Below are 17,115 nucleotides of genomic sequence, written 5' to 3' on the forward strand. Positions count from 1 at the left end.
AGTGTTGATCGGTGAGGTGGCCCGGCGGTCCGGGGTCAGCGCCCGCATGCTCAGGCACTACGACTCGCTCGGGCTGGTGCGGCCGACGGGCCGTACCGGCGCCGGCTATCGCGAGTACTCCAGCGAGGACATCCGGCGGATCTTCCACATCGAGAGCCTGCGGTCGCTGGGGCTGTCGCTGCGTGACGTCGGGCGCGCGCTCGACGACCCCGGCTTCACGCCCTCGGAACTCGTCGACGACCTCGCCCGCCGGACGCGAGAACGCATCGCGGCCGAGACGGAGCTGCTCACGCGCCTGCGCCGGATCGGTGCGGCGGAGCCCGCCGGCTGGGAGGACGTCCTCCAGATCGTCGCCCTCCTCCAGGCGTTGGGCTCGAAGAGCGCCGGAACGCGCCAGCGCGCGGCCCTGTCCTCGGTCGACGATGTCCCGGTGCCGGTGGAAGCACTGGTCGAGGCAGCGCTGAGGGAGACGGACCCGAACGTCGCCGGGGCCCTGCGATGGGCCTTGGCGCAGTCGGGCGAGGCCGGACTGGCGCTGCTGGCGGAGGGCCTGGGCTCGCCGGCGGCCGAGGTACGGAAGCGTGCCGTCCAGTCCATCGCCGAGATTCCGGACGACAAGGCGACCGCAGTGCTGCGGGACGCCCTCGCGCACTCCGACACCGTGGTCCGCAGGTATGCGGCTGTGGCGCTCGGGGCACGTGGAGTGGCCGACGCGGTCCCGACGCTCATCGGCATGATCGTCGAGGAGACGAAGGACGTCGACGCGGCCGACGCACTGAGCGCGCTGGCGAGTCGTCCCGCGTCGGCGGATCAGATCGCCTCCAGGCTCGTCGAGTGCCTCGCCGACGGCACCGTCGGATCGTCCGCACGTCGACGGCTGACGCAGGCGCTCGCGGACATCCCGGGACACACGGCGTCACGTGCCCTCGCGGATCTGTCGCATGACGAAGACCGCGCCGTCGCGCTCACCGCGGCCTACATCCTCGGGATACGCGACACCCGGTAACCCCCGGTCCGTTCACGGCCACAGCAGTTCCCGTGTCCACCCTTCCTCCGTGCTCCGATAGCGCAGCCGTACGTGCCGCCGCGCCTCGTCCCCCTGGAAGAACTCCACCTCCTCCGGCCGCAGCCGGTACAGGGTCCAGGACGGTACGGGAGCCTCCGGCTCGCTCCGGGCCCGTTCCCACGCCGACTCCGAGGCCCGCGCCATCTCCTCCACCGAGCCCAGGATCTCGCTCTGGCGGCCGGTCAGTGCCGCGGCCAGCGCGCCCGTCGAGCGGGCGTGCAGGTCGCCCTGGGCCTCCTCGGACGGGGCCGCCGACACCGGGCCGCGCACCCGTACCTGCCGGCCCAGGACCGGCCAGTAGAAGCAGAGGGCGGCGTACGGGCGGGCGGTGAGATGGCGGCCTTTGCGGCTGCCGGCGTGGGACGCGAAGGACCAGCCGGTCTCGTCGGCGCCGTGCAGCATGACGATCCGTACGTCGGGCAGCCCGTCCTCGTCGGAGGTCGCCAGCGACACGGTGTGCGGCTCGGTCTGCCCGGCCGCCACCGCCGCCGCGAACCACTCGGCGAAGAGGGGCAGCGGGGCGGCGGGAGCGGTCGTCGGGTCGAAGGAGGGGAGTCGCGTGACTTGCGGGTCCCAGACCCGCAGTGACCTCAGCAGCTCGTGAAGATCCGTTGCCATTCCCCGATTGTCACCCCGGCGCGCTCCTCACACCTGCCCGAGGTCCGACGACACCCATCGCTCCGGCCGCATCCGCAGCACCAGCTGTTCTCCGTGGTTCTTCCAGGCGAAGTCGACGTAGCCGTCGACCTTGTCGGCCGGCAGGTAGCGCGCCGAGAGCTCGCGGAGCTGGTCGAGGGTGGCGGGTGCCGTGTCGACGACCGGCCCCTCGACCGACACGTACCGGATCGTCGGCTCCAGCCGGTCCACCATCAGCGAGAACCGGCCCGCCGCGCTGATCAGCTCGTTCTTGCGGGAGTCGAGGCCGGTCATGATCCAGATGTCGCCGCCGGGCTCGTACTGGTACCAGATCGGCACGGTCAGCGGCGCGCGGCCCGGCCCCGCGTCGACCGCCAGCGCGGCGATGTGCGGCTCAGCCAGGAACTGTTCGCGCTCTTCACGGGTCAGGGCCATTCCGGTCTCCTTCGCGGGGCGTTCCGGTCTCCATCGGCGTCCTCTCAACACTGCCTCCACAGCCGGGTGTTCCCGTGTGGGAGCCCACAGGTCAAGAATGATCACCGGCTCGCCACAACCAGGCCCTCCGCACCACCGGCTCCACCTCCTCCTCCCACAGCCGTGATCAATCCGAAACCAATTCCGGTCTTGACCGAGACCCATCAAGCAGCCCCGTGGCTACGCTCCCGCTCATGGCCGACTCCACTCCCCCCACACACTCCTCCGCGCATCCCCCACCCGACCGCCCCGTCTACGTCATCGGCGGCGGCCCCGGCGGACTCTCCGCCGCGTACGCGCTGCGGGCCCGGGGCATACGCGCCGTCGTCCTGGAGAAGTCCGACCACGTCGGGTCGTCCTGGCGCGGCCACTACGACCGGCTGCACCTGCACACCACCCGCCGCCTGTCGTCCCTGCCCGGGCTGCCGATGCCGCGCCGGTTCGGACGGTGGGTGTCCCGGGACGACGTGGTGCGGTACCTGGAGAAGTACGCCGAGCACCACCGGCTCGAAATCGTCACCGGCGTCGAGGTGTCCCGTATCGAGCACGCGCCCGACGGCACGGGCTGGCTGCTGCACGCCACCGGCGGCCGTGAGCTGACCGGCGCGGCCGTCGTCGTCGCCACCGGCTACAACCACACGCCCCGGGTGCCGGACTGGCCCGGCCGCGACACCTACACCGGCGAGTTCCTGCACGCCTGCGCCTACCGCAACGCCGAGCCCTTCGCCGGCCGCGAGGTCCTCGTCGTGGGCGCCGGCAACACCGGCGCCGAGATCGCCGTGGACCTGGCGGACGGCGGCGCCCGGGTACGGCTGTCCATCCGCACCGTCCCGCACATCGTGCGCCGTTCGACCGCGGGCTGGGCCGCGCAGTACTCCGGCGTCATGGCACGGCACCTGCCGGTCGGTCTCGTCGACCGGATGGCCCGGCAGATGGGCAGACTGAGCGTGCCCGATCTCTCCGCCCACGGCCTGCCGCGCCCGGGCACCGGCCTCTACACCCGGGTCACCGAGGGCGCCGTCCCCGTCCAGGACGTCGGTCTGATCGACGCCGTACGCAAGGGCAGGGTGGAGGTCGTGGCGGCCGTGGAGGGCTTCGAGGACGGCAAGGTCGTGCTCGCCGACGGCACCCGCCTCTCCCCGGACGCCGTCGTCGCGGCCACCGGCTACACCCGGGCCCTGGAGGGCCTCGTCGGCCACCTCGACGTGCTCGACGCCCGCGGGAGGCCCGTCGTCCAGGGCCCCCGCAGTCCGCGGACCGCCCCCGGCCTGTACTTCACCGGCTTCACCAACCCGATCAGCGGCATGCTCCGCGAGATGGCGATCGACGCGGTGAGGATCGCGAAGGCCATCGCGCGGGACGGCTCGGGGAGGGTGTCGCGGTTGCCGGGCTAAGCAGTCCGGGCCGCGCACCCGTCCGTCCCGTGCCGTCACGTGCCGTCACGTCCGTTCCTCCCACCGGCCCGGAGGGTGGCCGGGTAGCGTCAGGTCGGCGACCAAGCCGTAGTGGTCGCTCGCGTAGACGCCGTTCACCGGTCGCACCAGGACTCGCCGGCACGAGGAGGCGTGCAGGGTGGGGCCGTGGGGACCGCACCGGAGCAGGATGTAGTCGATACGGCGATCCGAGGCCTCGGGCATGTCACCCCGCCGTACGAGCGGGTTGGCAGGGCTGAAGGTGGGGCCCGGTTCGCCGGCGTGCACCGCCGACCAGGCGTCCTGGAAGCAGACGCTCATGCCGTCGAGCGACTGGAGCCCCTGGAGGAACCGCAGGCTGGCGGCCTCGGGGGTCGCGTCGAAATCGCCGAGCAGGACGGTGTGGCGCACGGGGCGCTCGGCGGCGACGCTCTCCACGAGCCGGGCGGTGACGAGCGCCTGCAACTCCCGTTCGTACTCGTGGTCGTAGGGCCAGCTCGGCTTGTGGTGCACGACGCGGACCGTGCCGAGCGGTTCGGGAAACCGGACTTCGGCGGCGACGACTCCGCACCAGCTGGTGCGCTCCGTGCGCTCCGTCACCTGGAGCGTGTCCGTCACGGTGTGCCCGAAAGGGCGTCGGGCGGCCAGTACGGCCCCCACGCCGTCGGAGGACCAGCGAGGGTGTGGAACGACGTGCCAGCCGTCGTCGACGAGGGCTGCCATGTCCTCACGGGTGACTTCCTGGAGCGCGAGTACGTCCGGCTCCTGGTGCCGGATCTCCCGCGCCAGTACCGCCCGCCGGCTCGCGCCGTCGGCGTACTGCGGTGCCAGCACGTTCATGGTCATCAACCGCATACAGGTTCTCGCCTCGCTTTCACTCTCACTCTCGGCTCTCCCCCAGGGAAACTTCGCTCGCCCACAACCATTCCTGACATCACGTCAGTTCGGATAATCTGACAGTTCGTCAGTTAGCGGCTGTCTCACAGGAGCGGGCGGAGCGATGCTTGGATCGACCCACGGCACCCTTACCACCGACTCCCGCCGGGCCCGGGCCATCGCCTGTGGCGAACGGTCCGGGCCCGTCGTGCACGGCAGGCCGGCCGAGCTGGGAGACCTCGACGTCAGCGGACGTCCGCTGCACGCCGACGTACCCGATCTGGACCGTTTCTTCCGCCCGCAGTCCGTCGCCGTGATCGGCGCGTCCGATGCCGAAGGGCGCCCCAACACCGGCGTCACGCGGCAACTGGCCGACTGGGCCGAGCGGGTCGGGGCGAAGCTGTATCCGGTGCATACGAGCAGGCAGTCCGTCTTCGGCGTGCCCTGCCACCCTTCCGTCTCCGCCCTGCCCGAGCAGGTCGACCTGGCCGTGGTGCTGGTCGGCGACCCCCTCCCGGTGGTCGAGGAACTGGCCGAGGCCAAGGCACGGTTCGCGGTCGTCTTCGCCTCCGGGTTCGCGGAGACCGGGCCGGAGGGCGAGGCCGCCCAGCGGCGACTGGCCGCCGCCGTCGAACGGTCCGGGATGAGGCTGCTGGGCCCCAACACCAACCTCAACGCCTTCGAACGGTTCCGTGCCGACCTGGAGGGACCGGCGATCGCGTTGATCACCCAGTCCGGCCACCAGGGCCGCCCCGTCTTCGCCCTCCAGGAACTCGGCATCCGCCTCTCCCACTGGGCGCCCACCGGCAACGAGGCCGACCTGGAGACCGCCGACTTCCTCGCCTACTTCGCCGAGCGGCCCGAAGTCGGCGCCGTCGCCTGCTACCTGGAGGGGCTGAAGGACGGCCGCTCCTTCCTGCTCGCCGCCGACCGTGCCGCCCGGCGCGGCGTGCCGGTCGTCGCGGTCAAGGTGGGCCGCACCGAGACCGGCGCCCGCACGGCCGCCTCCCACACCGGCAAGCTGACCGGCGCGGACGCGGTGGTGGACGCGGCGCTACGGCAGTACGGCGTGATCAGAGTCGACGGACTCGACGAACTCCAGGACACGTCGGCCCTGTTGGCCCGGGCCCGCCCGCCGCGCTCCGACGGGGTCGTCATCTACTCGATCTCCGGTGGCACGGGCGCGCACGTCGCCGACCTGGCGACCGAGGCGGGCCTGCGGCTGCCGGTGCTGTCGCAAGCCAGGCAGGCCGAGCTGCACCAGTGGATACCCGAGTACCTGAGCGTCGCCAACCCCGTCGACAACGGCGGTCACCCGGTCGGTGACTGGCGGGGCCGGAAGATCATCGACGCGATCCTCGACGACCCCGAGGTGGGGGTGCTCGTCTGCCCGATCACCGGCCCGTTCCCCCCGCTCAGCGACCGGCTCGTACGGGACCTGGTGGACGCGGCGGAGCAGACCGACAAGCTCGTGTGCGTGGTGTGGGGCTCGCCGGTCGGCACCGAGGCCGCCTACCGCGAGGTCCTGCTCGGCTCCTCCCGCGTCGCCACCTTCCGCACGGTCGGCAACTGCCTCACCGCCGTCCGCGCCTATCTCGGCCACCACCGCTTCACGACCGGCTACCGCTCCCCCTTCGACGACGCCCCGCGCACTCTCTCGCCGTCCTACCGCAAGGCCCAGGCGCTCATGCGGCCCGGCGAGCAGCTCAGCGAGCACGCGGCGAAGCAGCTGCTGCGGGCGTACGGCATCCGCGTGCCGCGCGAGCAGTTGGTGACCAGCGCGGCGGCGGCCGTACGGGCGGCGGGGCTGGTGGGCTACCCGGTGGTGATGAAGGCCTCCGGCGCCCGGATCGCCCACAAGACCGAACTGGGCCTCGTGAAGACCGGGCTCACCTCGGCGAGCCAGGTCCGCGACGCCTACCGGGAGCTGACCGACATCGCCCGCTACGAGGATGTCCCGCTGGACGGTGTACTGGTCTGCCAGATGGTCGAGCAGGGCGTGGAGATGGTCGTCGGAGTCACGCACGACGACCTGTTCGGGCCGACCGTGACCGTCGGGCTCGGCGGTGTGCTCGTGGAGGTCCTGCGCGACACGGCCGTAGGGGTGCCGCCGTTCGGCGAGGACCAGGCGCGGGACATGCTCGCCGGGCTGCGCGGGCGGGCACTGCTCGACGGGGTCCGGGGCCGGCCGCCGGCGGACCTGGACGCACTCGTCGAGGTCGTCCTGCGCGTGCAGCGCATGGCACTGGAACTCGGAGACCAGCTCGCGGAGTTGGACATCAACCCACTGATGGTCCTGCCCCAGGGGCAGGGAGCGGTGGCACTAGACGCGCTGGCGGTGTGCAGCCCATGACGGAACCCGCCGCTGTGCACACGACGGCCGGCCACGTCCTCTCCGTCACCCTCAACCGGCCCGAGACCCTCAACGCCCTCACGCCCGGCGATCGGGACGAGATCGTGCGGCTGCTGTCGGAGGCGTCCGCGTCGCCGGAGGTACGAGCGGTCGTCCTCACGGGAACGGGCCGCGGCTTCTGCGCCGGCGCGGACCTCCGAGGCACCACCGCCACGACCGGCGAACGCGTCCCCGGAGATGTCGCACGCACCCTCCGCACCGGCGCCCAGCGCCTGATCGCCGCCGTCCTGGACTGCGAGAAGCCGGTGATCGCGGCGGTCAACGGCACGGCGGCGGGCCTCGGCGCGCATCTGGCGTTCGCCTGCGACCTGGTCCTGGCGGCCGAATCGGCCCGGTTCATCGAGGTGTTCGTACGCCGCGGCCTGGTCCCCGACGGCGGCGGCGCCTACCTCCTCCCCCGCCTCGTCGGTCCGCAGCGCGCCAAGGAGCTGATGTTCTTCGGCGACGCGCTCACGGCGAGCGACGCGGAGCGGATGGGGCTGGTCAACCGGGTCGTCCCGGACGGCGACCTGGACAAGACGGCCCGCGCGTGGGCCGAACGCCTCGCCACCGGCCCGACCCGCGCCCTCGCCCTGACCAAGCAGCTCGTCAACGCCTCCCTCGACGCCGACCGCGCCACCGCCTTCGCCGCCGAGGCCGCCGCGCAGGAGATCAACATGACGACGGCGGACGCGCAGGAGGGCGTACGGAGCTTCGTGGAGCGGCGCAGCGCGGTATACAAAGGCCACTGACCCTTTCTATCTGACGTCCCGTCAGTTTCAATGAGGGGTGTGATGGGACAAGCAGGAATGGCAGAAGCCGCCGTCCGCTACCTCAGGTCGGCCCGCACACCCGCCCCGGAGCCCGTCGAAGCGCTGCCGCGCCCGGAGTTGCGGTGCGTCGGCGCGGACGAGCGCGCTCCCCTGGACCCGGCGGAGTTCCGCCGCGTCCTCGGAAACTTCGCGACGGGCGTGGCGGTGATCACGTCACCACCCGCCACGACTGCCGACTCCCCAGCCGGCTTCGCCTGCCAGTCCTTCACGTCCCTCTCCCTCGACCCGCCGCTGGTCGCCTTCATGGTCGGCCGTACGTCGACGACGTGGCCACGCATCGCCAGGGCGGGGGTGTTCTGCGTGAACGTCCTGGCCGCCCACCAGGCCGAGCTGTGCAGCGCCTTCGCGGTGAGCGGGGCGGACAAGTTCGCGGGAGTGGCGTACGACGCGGCGCCGGTGTCCGGCTCGCCGCGCCTGTCGGGTGCCGTCGCCTGGATCGACTGCGCGATCCACGCCGTCCACACCGGCGGTGACCACCTCATCGTGGTGGGCCGGGTGGACGCCCTCGGCACGGCCGCCGACGATCCGGATCCGGAGGGACCGCTGCTCTTTCACCGGGGGCGCTTCGCGCGGCTGCCGGACTGATCGCATCGGTGCGGATCAGGCGACGGCCAGCCGCCACAGTGACGTGACCTCGGCGGCCCGCACGGCGTGCAGCGGATCGTCCGTGTCCCGCACGCGCGCGTGACGCGGTCGGGTGTCCAGACGGTCGACCACCCGCAGCCCGGCCCCCTCCACGGCGGCCATCAGCTCCTCCCGGCTGCGCAGCCCGAGGCGCTCGGCCAGGTCGGACAGCACGAGCCAGCCCTCGCCGCCCGGCTCCAGCCGGCCGGCGAGCCCGTCGAGGAACCCGTGGAGCATGCCGCCGCCCGCGTCGTAGACGCCGAGGTCCAGGTCGGAGGCGGGACGGGCGGGGAGCCAGGGCGGGTTGCACACCACGAGTTCGGCGCGCCCCTCGGGATACAGCTCGGGGCCGGTGACGCGGACCGCCCGCTCGACCCCCAACCGCCGTACGTTGTCCCTCGCACACTCCCGCGCCCGTGCGCTGACGTCCGTGGCCACCACCTGCCCGACACCGCGCCGGGCGAGCACGGCGGCGAGCACACCGGTGCCCGTGCCCAGGTCGAACGCCGTCCGCACACCGCCACCACCCGGCAGCGGTGCCCGCGCGACAAGGTCGACGTACTCGCCCCTCGTCGGCGCGAACACCCCGTAGTGCGGATGGACCGGCGCATCCAACGCCGGAACATACACACCCTTCTCCCGCCACTGCCGGGCACTGATCACACCCAGCAGTTCGGTGAGGGCGACGGCCATGGGCCCGCCGGACGGCCCGTACGCCTCGGTACACGCCAGTCGCACGTCGGGCGCCCGGGGCAGATCCAGTACGTACTCCTCGTCCAGCAACACGAGCAGCTTGCCGAGCACACGGGCACGGTGAGCGCGGAACCGGCGGTACAGCCGGAAGGTCTCGGCCGGCGCGCCCGCCGCACCCGGCGCGGTCCGGCCGACGCGGCGGTCCATCGCGCGCAACAACTGGCGCGCGTTCTGAAAGTCCCCGCGCCACAACAACGCCGTGCCCTCGCAGGCCAGCCGGTAGGCGACGGCGGCCCTCATCCGGTCGTCGGCGACGACGACCCGTCGGGGCAGGGGCAGCCCGGACTCAGAATGCCAGCGGGCGGAACGGGGCTGAGCATCGATCCAGTGAATCGTGGACACGGCAAACTCCTCGGAAGGCCGAACGCGAACGAACCTGCGGCGTCACGACGACCACGTCACCGAGGACCATGCCGACTGTCATCAACGGACCTTTCCGAGTGGCGAAGAAGCAACCAGGCCAAGGATAGGCCGACCGGGCATCCCAGGCCTCCGACTCCACGCCACGCGTCCCACCGAACGCTCGGACACGCGGGTCTAGGGAATCAGCCGTTCGGCGGGACGAACTCGGGCTGGTCGAGCAGGCGGAGCCAGCTGCCGTCGGGCTGGCGGCGGACGACCTGTGCCCGGGCGCCGGCCCCGTCCTTCGGCGGTGTCGAGGTGAGGGCGATGTCGCCGCTGACCAGAGTCGGCAGCGGTTGTTCCGGCTCGAAGCGGGGACGGTCGGCCAGCACCTTTTCCCACAGCGCGCGGATCGCCTCCCGGCCCACCGTCCGCTCTCCGGGCGGGTAGGCCAGCACCGCGTCCTCTTCGTAGAGCGCGGCGACCCCGGCCGCGTCACCGGCGTTGGAGCGTTCGACGAACAAGCGGGTGATGTCTTCGGGCCGCATGGCCTTCTCGTACTCCGGCACGGGTACCTCCTGACGTCGGGCTTGAGCGCTTTCCAGCCTGTTCACCCGTCGACCAGAAGTCCAACAGATGGTTCTTCTGGAAACTAGAATCGCCAGTCATGGAAATGAGGCAGCTGGAGTACTTCGTCGCGGTCGCGGAAGAACAGAACTTCACGCGGGCGGCGGAGCGGGTCCACATCAGCCAGTCCGGCGTCAGCGCCCAGATCCGCCAGTTGGAGCGCGAGCTCGGCGCCGAGCTGTTCCACCGGTCAGCGCGCACCGCCACCCTCACCGTCGCGGGAAAGGCCGCGCTCGAACACGCCCGCGCCGCGCTCGCCGCGGCCGATGCGGTCGGCCAGGCGGTGGGTGAGGTCACCGACCTGATCCGCGGCCGGCTCACGGTCGGGATGGTCATCGGCTGCACCGTCACGCCGCTGTTCGACGCCCTCGCCGCATTCCACCGGGCCCATCCGGGTGTGGAGATCTCCCTGCTGGAGGACAACTCCGACCGGCTCGTCGAGGGCGTCCGCGCCGGCGCCCTCGACCTGGCCCTCATCGGGACCGCGACCGCCACTCCCCAGGGGCTGGACGCGCTGACCATCATCAGCGAGCGGATCGTCGCAGCGGTTCCGGCCGGGCACCCCCTGGCGAAGCAGCGGCGGGTCACTCTGCGCGACCTGGCCGCCCACCCCATCGTGTGCATGCCGCCCGGTACCGGCCTACGTGCAGTATTCGACGGCGCCTGCGCTGCGCAGAGCCTCCAACCCTCGATCGCCCTGCAAGCCGGCTCCGCGGATGCCATCGCCGGCCTCGCCGCCCGCGGGCTCGGCGTCGCCGTCCTCAGCGACTCGATGGCCGCGAACTACCGCGACCGGCTCACCGCCCGCGCCATCGAGGACGTCGATACTTCGGCGTTGCTCGCGCTGGTCTGGAAGAGTCCGCACAGCCCCGCCCTGCGCGAGCTGCTCCTGCACAGCCGACAGGCGTTCACCGAGCCCGACCCCGCTCAGAACTCCTGAACGGTCCGAGTATGCCGGTCAGGATCGGTGATCCCGTGTGAGGTTCACGCGGGCACCGAGGGCCTTTCCCGGCTGACGGTGTCGAGCAGGAGTTTCGCGGCCACGGTCGCCCCGTCGGTGCGGATGCCGTCGGCCACGGCCCTCGCCCGTGCCAGGGTCTCGGGGGCGAGGGCCGTCCCGAGTGCGGCTGACAGGGACTCGGTGGTGGGAGCCGAACCGTCGTGTGCCGCGCCGATGCCCAGGGCGGCGACCCGGCCGGCCCAGTAGGGCTGGTCCGCCGCCTGGGGCACTACCACCTGCGGCGCTCCGGCCTGGGCGGCCGTCGTCGTCGTGCCCGCGCCGCCGTGGTGCACCACGGCGGCGACCCTGCCGAACAGTGCCTGCTGATTGACCTCGCCGACGACGAAACAGTCGTCCCGGTCGTCGATCAGGGCCAGTTCCGCCCAGCCGCGGCCGACGAGTGCGCGGCGGCCGTGCGCGCGGATCGCCTCGATGGACACCCGGGCCATGTCCGCCGGGACGCCCCGCATGCTGCCGTAGCCGACGAACACCGGGGGCGTGCCCGCGTCCAGGAACGCCAGCAGGTCGTCCGGCAGCGGGCGTTCGTCCGGCAGGATCCACGCCCCGGTGTGCACGACGTCGAGCTCGGGGGTCTCCCGCCACGGACCCAGGACCGGGTCCGACGCCAGCCACGGCCGGTCGGTGAAGATAAAACCGTGGACGTCGTCCACCGGCGGCAGACCGACCGAGGCCCGGTGGGCGTTGAGCGCCTCGCCGTGCAGCGCGTTGAAGGTCCGGGCGTTCAGGTCCCACAGCGCCAGGTTGTCGGTCACCTCCGGCGGGAACGACTGGCCCGGCAGCAGCGCGGGGGGTGCCTGGTGCGGCGACCGCAGCAGGAACGGGCAGAAGGTCGCGTACACGTAGGGGACACCGAGTTTCTCGGCCGCCGACCGCGACGAGAAGTGCGCGAGCCCGGTCGCCAGGAGGGTGTCGCATCCCTCGGCGGCCGCGATGACCGTGCCGAACTGCTCGGCCAGCTCGGTCACACGCCGGGAGGCCGCCGATTCCGTCGACGGCGCCTTCATCGTGCCCATCGGTCTGCCCATCGCCACGAGTTCCACGCCGGCTCTGTCCAGCAGCCGGGCGAAGACCTCGTCCGGCGGCGCACAGACCCTCACCTGCACGCCCAGTTCCCGTAACCGCACCGCGAGCGCCACCAGCGGTTCGACATCCCCGCGCGACCCATACGTCGACAACAACACACGCACTACGCAACTCCCGTTTTCGCAGGTACTGGCCTCGGTCGGTGATTCTGCGGCCTCACGGGGGCCTTGCCGCAAGCCCCCCGGTGCGCTATACGTTGAGCACGGCAAGGAGGGGGATTCTCCTTGCCGTTGGTTTTTGCCGAGAGCCCGCTCTCAGGCCGTGGTCGCCACCCCCACCGGTCGTCGCCGGATCACCAGTGCCATCAGCGCCGCCACCGCGCACAGCGCTCCAGACGCGTACCAGACCACGTCGTACGAGCCGAACGTGTCGCGGGCGACGCCGCCGAGGAAGGCGACCAGGGCGGCGCCGACCTGGTGGGAGGCGAGGACCCAGCCGAAGACGATCGCGCTGTCCTCGCCGTACTGCTCGCGGCACAGGGCGAGGGTGGGCGGGACGGTGGCGACCCAGTCGAGGCCGTAGAAGACGATGAAGAAGATCATCGGGGGCTGGACGGTGGGTGTGACCAGGAGCAGGGGGAGGAAGAGGAGGGAGACGCCCCGCAGGGAGTAGTAGACGGCGAGCAGGCGCCGGGCTTCGAAGCGGTCGGTGAACCAGCCGGAGGCGATCGTGCCGACGACGTCGAAGACGCCGATGACCGCGAGCAGCGAGGCGGCGGTCGTCAGGGGCATGCCGTGGTCGTGGGCGGCGGGCACGAAGTGGGTCTGGATCAGGCCGTTCGTCGAGGCGCCGCAGATCGCGAAGGTGCCGGCGAGCAGCCAGAACGGCCCGGTGCGCGCGGCCGAGAACAGGACGGTCACGGCCCGGCGGGCGGCGCCGGGGACCGGTGCCGGCTTCGGTACGAACTCGGTCGCGCCGTACGGCTTCAGGCCCACGTCCGCGGGGTGGTCGCGCAGCAGGAGCCAGACGAACGGGACGACCGCGAGGGCGGCGAGCGCGACCGTCACGGCCGCCGGGCGCCAGTCGTGCCGCTCGACGATCCAGGACAGCAGGGGCAGGAAGATCAGCTGGCCGGAGGCGGACGCGGCGGTGAGGATGCCGCTGACCAGGCCGCGCCGCTCGGTGAACCAGCGGTTGGTGACGGTCGCCGCGAACGCCAGCGCCATGGAGCCGGAGCCGAGCCCCACCAGCAGGCCCCAGCACAGCATCAGTTGCCAGGCCGCCGTCATCCACACCGTGAGGCCCGAGCCGAGCGCGATGACGGTCAGGGCGACCGCGACGACCCGGCGGATGCCGAAGCGGTCCATGAGAGCCGCCGCGAACGGGGCCGTCAGACCGTACAGCGCGAGATTGACCGAGACCGCGGCGCTGATCGTGCCGCGCGACCAGTCGAACTCGTCGTGCAACGGGTCGATGAGCAGGCCGGGTACGGAACGGAAGGCGGCCGCGCCGATGATCGTCACGAAGGTGACGGCGGCGACGAACCAGGCCCGGTGCACACGCGTACGGCTGCCGCGGCCCGGCTTCGGCGGCTGCGGCACGGCCGCTGCGGCTTCGCTTGTCTGGGTCACGACACAGAGCTTCCGGCCTGCGGCGACTTTCATCGAGTGGCCCGGAGGACAGCATTCGCTAGGATCGGGCCATGACATCGGCCAGCCACTCCGGTCCGGCCCCGTCCCCGGCCACCGGCTTCCGCCCCCACCGCGTCGTCGTCCTCGCCCTCGACGGGCTGCTCCCCTTCGAACTGGGCATCCCGCACCGCATCTTCGGCCGCCCCAAGGACGCCCTGGGGCGGCGCCTGTACGAGGTCGTGACCTGCTCAATCCGCCCGCCGGGCCCGGTCGAGACGGACGCCGACTTCGCCATCCACGTCGCGCATGGCCCGGAGGCCCTGGCCGACGCCGACACGGTGATCATCCCGGCGTCGTACGAACTCGGCCCGGTCCACGCCGAGGGCGTGCTGACCGAGGAGCTGGCCGCGGCCCTCGCCCGCCTCCGGCCCGGCACCCGGCTGGCCTCCATCTGCACCGGCGTCTACGTCCTCGCCGCCGCCGGTCTCCTCGACGGCCGCCCCGCCACCACCCACTGGGCCGACGCCGCGCGTCTCCAGCGGCTCTTCCCCAAGGTCCGGGTCGACCCGCACGTGCTGTTCATCGACGACGGCGACGTACTGACCTCCGCGGGCGTCGCCGCCGGCATCGACCTGTGCCTGCACATGGTGCGCCGGGACCACGGCACCGCCGTCGCCAACGACGTGGCCCGCCGTACGGTCGTACCGCCGCACCGCGACGGCGGTCAGGCACAGTACATCGAGCGGCCGGTGCCCGATCCGCAGCAGGCCTCCACCACCACCGCCCGCGCCTGGGCCCTGGGCCGCCTCCACGAACCGATCCAGTTGCGCGACATGGCCGCCCAGGAGTCCATGTCGGTCCGCACGTTCACCCGCCGCTTCCGCGAGGAGACCGGCGTCAGCCCCGGCCAGTGGCTCACCCAGCAGCGCGTGGAACGGGCCCGGCACCTGCTGGAGACCACCGACCGAACCGTCGACCAGGTGGCCGGGGACGCGGGCTTCGGCACGGCCCAGTCGATGCGCCAGCACCTCCAGGCGGCGCTCGGCGTCACGCCCACCGCCTACCGGCGGACCTTCCGGACCGCCGGAGACAAGGGAGCCGTCAGAACATGAGCACCCCGCGCGCCACCCGCCCCGCCTCCGCGTCCGCCGCCGCCTTCTCGAAGTCCTCGACCGGATAGGTCCGGGTGACGAGTTCGTCGAGCAGCAGCCGGCCCTGGCGGTACAGGTCCGCGTAGAGGGCGATGTCCCGCTGGGGGCGGGAGGAGCCGTAGCGGCAGCCCAGGATGGACTTGTCGAGGTACATCGACGAGACGCGGAAGGACGCCTCGGCCGTGGCCGGCGGCACCCCGAGGAGGATCGCCTGGCCGTGCCGGTCCAGTGCGTCGATCGCCTGGCGGATCAGCTCCACCCGGCCGACGCACTCGAAGGCGTGGTCCGCGCCCGTGGGCAGGATGTCCCGCACGCCCTCCGTCGAGGTGAGGAAGTGGGTCGCGCCGAAGCGGCGTGCCACCTCCTCCTTCGCCGGGTTGGCGTCGACGGCCACGATCCGCAGTGCTCCGGCGAGCCGCGCCCCCTGCAACACGTTCAGGCCGATGCCGCCCGTTCCGATCACCAGCACGCTGTCGCCGCGGTCCACCCGCGCCCGGTTCAGCACGGCGCCCACCCCGGTCAGCACCCCGCACCCGATGAGCGCCGCCGACGCCATGGGGATGTCCCCGGGGATCCGGACCGCCTGTACGGCCTTCACGACCGTGCGCTCCGCGAACGCCGAGTTCGCGGCGAACTGGTGGACCGGCAGGCCGGCGTGACGGAACGGCCGGCCGGGACGCCCGATCGCCTGTCGGCACATGGTCGGGCGCCCCCGGTCACACTCCGCGCACGTACCGCAGTTCGCGAGCGTGGACAGGGACACGTGATCCCCGGGCGCGACATGGGTGACGCCCTCGCCCACCGTCTCCACCACACCCGCTCCCTCGTGTCCCAGCACCACGGGAACCGGGAAGGGTATGGTCCCGTCCACCACCGACAGATCGCTGTGGCACAGCCCCGCCGCCGAGATCGCGACGCGCACCTCACCCGGTCCCGGCTCCCGCACCTCCAGGTCCGTGACGACCCGGACCTGCTTCCCGTCGAAGATCACGCCTCGCATCACACGGCTCCCTTGGGCTCCCTGGGCAGGCCGAGCACCCGCTCGGCGATGATCGTGCGCTGGATCTGGTCCGAGCCGCCGTAGATGGTGTCGGCCCGCGAGAAGAGGAAGAGGTGCTGCGCCGCGTCCAGTTCGTACGGCGACGCGACCGACCAGTCCGCCGGACCGACGCTCGCCGCAGCGCCCCGCACCAGCACCGCCAGCTCCCCGAGCCGCTGGTGCCAGCCCGCCCACAGCAGTTTCGCCACGCTCGGGGCGCCCGCGTCGCCCGAACCGCCCAGGGTGCGCAGGGCGTTCCAGCGCATGGTGCGCAGCTCGGCCCACTGCCGGACGAGAAGTTCCCGTACGACGGGATCCGCCACCGCACCCGACTCCACGGCCGTCCGCACCACACGATCCAGCTCCTCGGCGAACCCGATCTGCTGCGCGAGCGTGGACACGCCCCGCTCGAAACCGAGGAGGCTCATGGCGACGCGCCAGCCGTTGCCCTCGCCACCGACGACGTGTTCCGCGTGCGCGCCGTCGAAGAAGACCTCGTTGAAGTCGCTGGTACCCGTCATCTGCCGGATGGGGCGCACCTCGATCCGGCCCGGCTGGTCCATGGGGACGAGGAGGAAGGACAGTCCGTGGTGCCGCCGCGAACCGGGCTCGGTGCGGGCGAGGACGAAGCACCAGTCGGCCTCGTGCGCGAGTGACGTCCAGATCTTCTGCCCGGTGACGCGGTAGGTACGGCCGTCCGCCTCGCGCACGGCCGCGGTACGGACACCGGCCAGGTCCGAGCCGGCGCCGGGTTCGCTGTAGCCCTGGCACCAGAGTTCCTCGCCGGCGGCGATCGGAGGCAGGAAGCGGGACTTCTGCTCCTCGGTGCCGTGGGCGATGAGCGTGGGCGCCAGGAGGTTCTCACCGATGTGCCCGGAGCGCGGGGGCGCGGCCGACCGTGCGTACTCCTCGGCCCAGGCGACCTGCTGGGTGAGCGTGGCGGTGCGATTGCCGTACCCGCCCGCACCCCACCCGATCCCGATCCACCCGGCTGCCCCGAGCGTGCGCTCCCAGGAACGGCGGTCGCCTGCCCCCTCGGCGTGCGCGGCGAGCCAGTCCCTGGCCTCGCCCCGAAAGTCCTCGTCTTCTCGCGCGAACCCGAAATCCACGATTGCCGCCTTGGTTCGATGACTGGGCTTGAGATGAGGTTCCTAAGGGGCGCGGGGAACTGCGCGAGAAACCACAACGCACCCGCAGCCGCCACACCACACACAC

General features: G+C 72.2%; 16 protein-coding genes. 7 read left to right on the forward strand and 9 right to left on the reverse strand.

Annotated features, from left to right (window positions below; genetic code table 11):
- The first annotated feature begins 1 nt into the window (after position 1).
- Positions 2 to 1,006 carry a HEAT repeat domain-containing protein gene (locus tag CP976_RS19375; protein ID WP_150481517.1) on the forward strand — a complete coding sequence of 335 codons (1,005 nt, stop codon included), beginning with the start codon at positions 2 to 4 and terminating at the stop codon, positions 1,004 to 1,006.
- Positions 1,007 to 1,018: 12 nt separating this feature from the next.
- Here CP976_RS19375 and CP976_RS19380 read toward each other — a convergent pair whose 3' ends face one another.
- Both CP976_RS19380 and CP976_RS19385 read right to left on the reverse strand, forming a co-directional pair.
- Positions 1,019 to 1,684: a pyridoxine/pyridoxamine 5'-phosphate oxidase gene (locus CP976_RS19380; RefSeq protein WP_150481518.1), complete on the reverse strand. Its 666-nt coding sequence runs from the start codon at positions 1,682 to 1,684 to the stop codon at positions 1,019 to 1,021.
- A 27-nt stretch (positions 1,685 to 1,711) separates the two neighbouring features.
- The gene (locus CP976_RS19385) at positions 1,712 to 2,137 is read right to left on the reverse strand and encodes a pyridoxamine 5'-phosphate oxidase family protein (protein WP_150481519.1); all 426 of its coding nucleotides are present in this window, start codon (positions 2,135 to 2,137) and stop codon (positions 1,712 to 1,714) included.
- Between the two features lie 233 nt (positions 2,138 to 2,370).
- Between CP976_RS19385 and CP976_RS19390 the strand changes: the two genes are divergently transcribed.
- Entirely contained in the window at positions 2,371 to 3,570 is a 1,200-nt protein-coding gene (locus CP976_RS19390; protein WP_150481520.1) for a flavin-containing monooxygenase, read from the forward strand.
- A gap of 45 nt (positions 3,571 to 3,615) precedes the next feature.
- Here the strand turns inward: CP976_RS19390 and CP976_RS19395 are convergent, their stop codons facing one another.
- Positions 3,616 to 4,434 (reverse strand): endonuclease/exonuclease/phosphatase family protein, encoded by an 819-nt coding sequence (locus CP976_RS19395; RefSeq protein ID WP_167537369.1) that lies wholly within the window; start codon positions 4,432 to 4,434, stop codon positions 3,616 to 3,618.
- Positions 4,435 to 4,588: 154 nt separating this feature from the next.
- Between CP976_RS19395 and CP976_RS19400 the strand changes: the two genes are divergently transcribed.
- From CP976_RS19400 to CP976_RS19410, 3 genes are read left to right on the forward strand one after another with little or no spacing between them, the layout of a single operon-like run.
- Entirely contained in the window at positions 4,589 to 6,817 is a 2,229-nt protein-coding gene (locus tag CP976_RS19400; RefSeq protein ID WP_150481522.1) for an acetate--CoA ligase family protein, read from the forward strand.
- On the forward strand, positions 6,814 to 7,608 hold the full coding sequence (locus CP976_RS19405; protein ID WP_150481523.1) for an enoyl-CoA hydratase/isomerase family protein: 795 nt from the start codon (positions 6,814 to 6,816) through the stop codon (positions 7,606 to 7,608). The genes CP976_RS19400 and CP976_RS19405 overlap by 4 nt, the downstream gene beginning before the upstream one ends.
- Before the next feature lie 42 nt (positions 7,609 to 7,650).
- On the forward strand, positions 7,651 to 8,274 hold the full coding sequence (locus tag CP976_RS19410; RefSeq protein WP_229875745.1) for a flavin reductase family protein: 624 nt from the start codon (positions 7,651 to 7,653) through the stop codon (positions 8,272 to 8,274).
- A 15-nt stretch (positions 8,275 to 8,289) separates the two neighbouring features.
- Here the strand turns inward: CP976_RS19410 and CP976_RS19415 are convergent, their stop codons facing one another.
- Complete coding sequence (locus tag CP976_RS19415; protein WP_150481524.1) at positions 8,290 to 9,408, reverse strand: methyltransferase; 1,119 nt, start codon at positions 9,406 to 9,408, stop codon at positions 8,290 to 8,292.
- Positions 9,409 to 9,611: 203 nt separating this feature from the next.
- A complete protein-coding gene (locus tag CP976_RS19420; protein WP_150481525.1) occupies positions 9,612 to 9,977 on the reverse strand; it encodes a YybH family protein in 366 nt (121 codons plus the stop codon).
- Positions 9,978 to 10,075: 98 nt separating this feature from the next.
- Here CP976_RS19420 and CP976_RS19425 point away from each other — a divergent pair, with 98 nt between their 5' ends.
- On the forward strand, positions 10,076 to 10,975 hold the full coding sequence (locus CP976_RS19425; protein WP_150481526.1) for a LysR family transcriptional regulator: 900 nt from the start codon (positions 10,076 to 10,078) through the stop codon (positions 10,973 to 10,975).
- A gap of 44 nt (positions 10,976 to 11,019) precedes the next feature.
- Here the strand turns inward: CP976_RS19425 and CP976_RS19430 are convergent, their stop codons facing one another.
- Complete coding sequence (locus CP976_RS19430; protein ID WP_150481527.1) at positions 11,020 to 12,243, reverse strand: glycosyltransferase; 1,224 nt, start codon at positions 12,241 to 12,243, stop codon at positions 11,020 to 11,022.
- Between the two features lie 150 nt (positions 12,244 to 12,393).
- Positions 12,394 to 13,710, reverse strand: a complete 1,317-nt coding sequence (locus CP976_RS19435; RefSeq protein WP_150481528.1) for an MFS transporter — start codon at positions 13,708 to 13,710, stop codon at positions 12,394 to 12,396.
- A gap of 71 nt (positions 13,711 to 13,781) precedes the next feature.
- On the opposite strand from CP976_RS19435, the gene CP976_RS19440 reads away from it, so the two are divergent.
- Positions 13,782 to 14,822: a GlxA family transcriptional regulator gene (locus CP976_RS19440; RefSeq protein WP_150481529.1), complete on the forward strand. Its 1,041-nt coding sequence runs from the start codon at positions 13,782 to 13,784 to the stop codon at positions 14,820 to 14,822.
- Here the strand turns inward: CP976_RS19440 and CP976_RS19445 are convergent.
- Both CP976_RS19445 and CP976_RS19450 read right to left on the reverse strand, forming a co-directional pair.
- Positions 14,812 to 15,861 (reverse strand): Zn-dependent alcohol dehydrogenase, encoded by a 1,050-nt coding sequence (locus CP976_RS19445; protein ID WP_150481530.1) that lies wholly within the window; start codon positions 15,859 to 15,861, stop codon positions 14,812 to 14,814. The two genes, CP976_RS19440 and CP976_RS19445, sit on opposite strands and share 11 nt — an antisense overlap.
- Positions 15,861 to 17,009: an acyl-CoA dehydrogenase family protein gene (locus CP976_RS19450; protein WP_150481531.1), complete on the reverse strand. Its 1,149-nt coding sequence runs from the start codon at positions 17,007 to 17,009 to the stop codon at positions 15,861 to 15,863. Before CP976_RS19450 ends, CP976_RS19445 begins: the two co-directional genes overlap by 1 nt.
- Between the last annotated feature and the right edge of the window lie 106 nt (positions 17,010 to 17,115).

The organism is Streptomyces coeruleorubidus (genome assembly GCF_008705135.1).
GTDB classification, from domain to species: Bacteria; Actinomycetota; Actinomycetes; order Streptomycetales; family Streptomycetaceae; genus Streptomyces; species Streptomyces coeruleofuscus.

What these genes read in the sequence shown, in the direction of transcription:
- CP976_RS19425 (WP_150481526.1), top strand. Translation starts at nt 10,076, where the DNA reads ATGGAAATGAGGCAGCTGGAGTACTTCGTCGCGGTCGCGGAAGAACAG.
- CP976_RS19405 (WP_150481523.1), top strand. Translation starts at nt 6,814, where the DNA reads ATGACGGAACCCGCCGCTGTGCACACGACGGCCGGCCACGTCCTCTCC.
- CP976_RS19380 (WP_150481518.1), bottom strand. Translation starts at nt 1,684, where the DNA reads ATGGCAACGGATCTTCACGAGCTGCTGAGGTCACTGCGGGTCTGGGAC.
- CP976_RS19440 (WP_150481529.1), top strand. Translation starts at nt 13,782, where the DNA reads ATGACATCGGCCAGCCACTCCGGTCCGGCCCCGTCCCCGGCCACCGGC.
- CP976_RS19410 (WP_229875745.1), top strand. Translation starts at nt 7,651, where the DNA reads ATGGGACAAGCAGGAATGGCAGAAGCCGCCGTCCGCTACCTCAGGTCG.
- CP976_RS19445 (WP_150481530.1), bottom strand. Translation starts at nt 15,861, where the DNA reads ATGCGAGGCGTGATCTTCGACGGGAAGCAGGTCCGGGTCGTCACGGAC.
- CP976_RS19395 (WP_167537369.1), bottom strand. Translation starts at nt 4,434, where the DNA reads ATGACCATGAACGTGCTGGCACCGCAGTACGCCGACGGCGCGAGCCGG.
- CP976_RS19400 (WP_150481522.1), top strand. Translation starts at nt 4,589, where the DNA reads ATGCTTGGATCGACCCACGGCACCCTTACCACCGACTCCCGCCGGGCC.
- CP976_RS19385 (WP_150481519.1), bottom strand. Translation starts at nt 2,137, where the DNA reads ATGGCCCTGACCCGTGAAGAGCGCGAACAGTTCCTGGCTGAGCCGCAC.
- CP976_RS19390 (WP_150481520.1), top strand. Translation starts at nt 2,371, where the DNA reads ATGGCCGACTCCACTCCCCCCACACACTCCTCCGCGCATCCCCCACCC.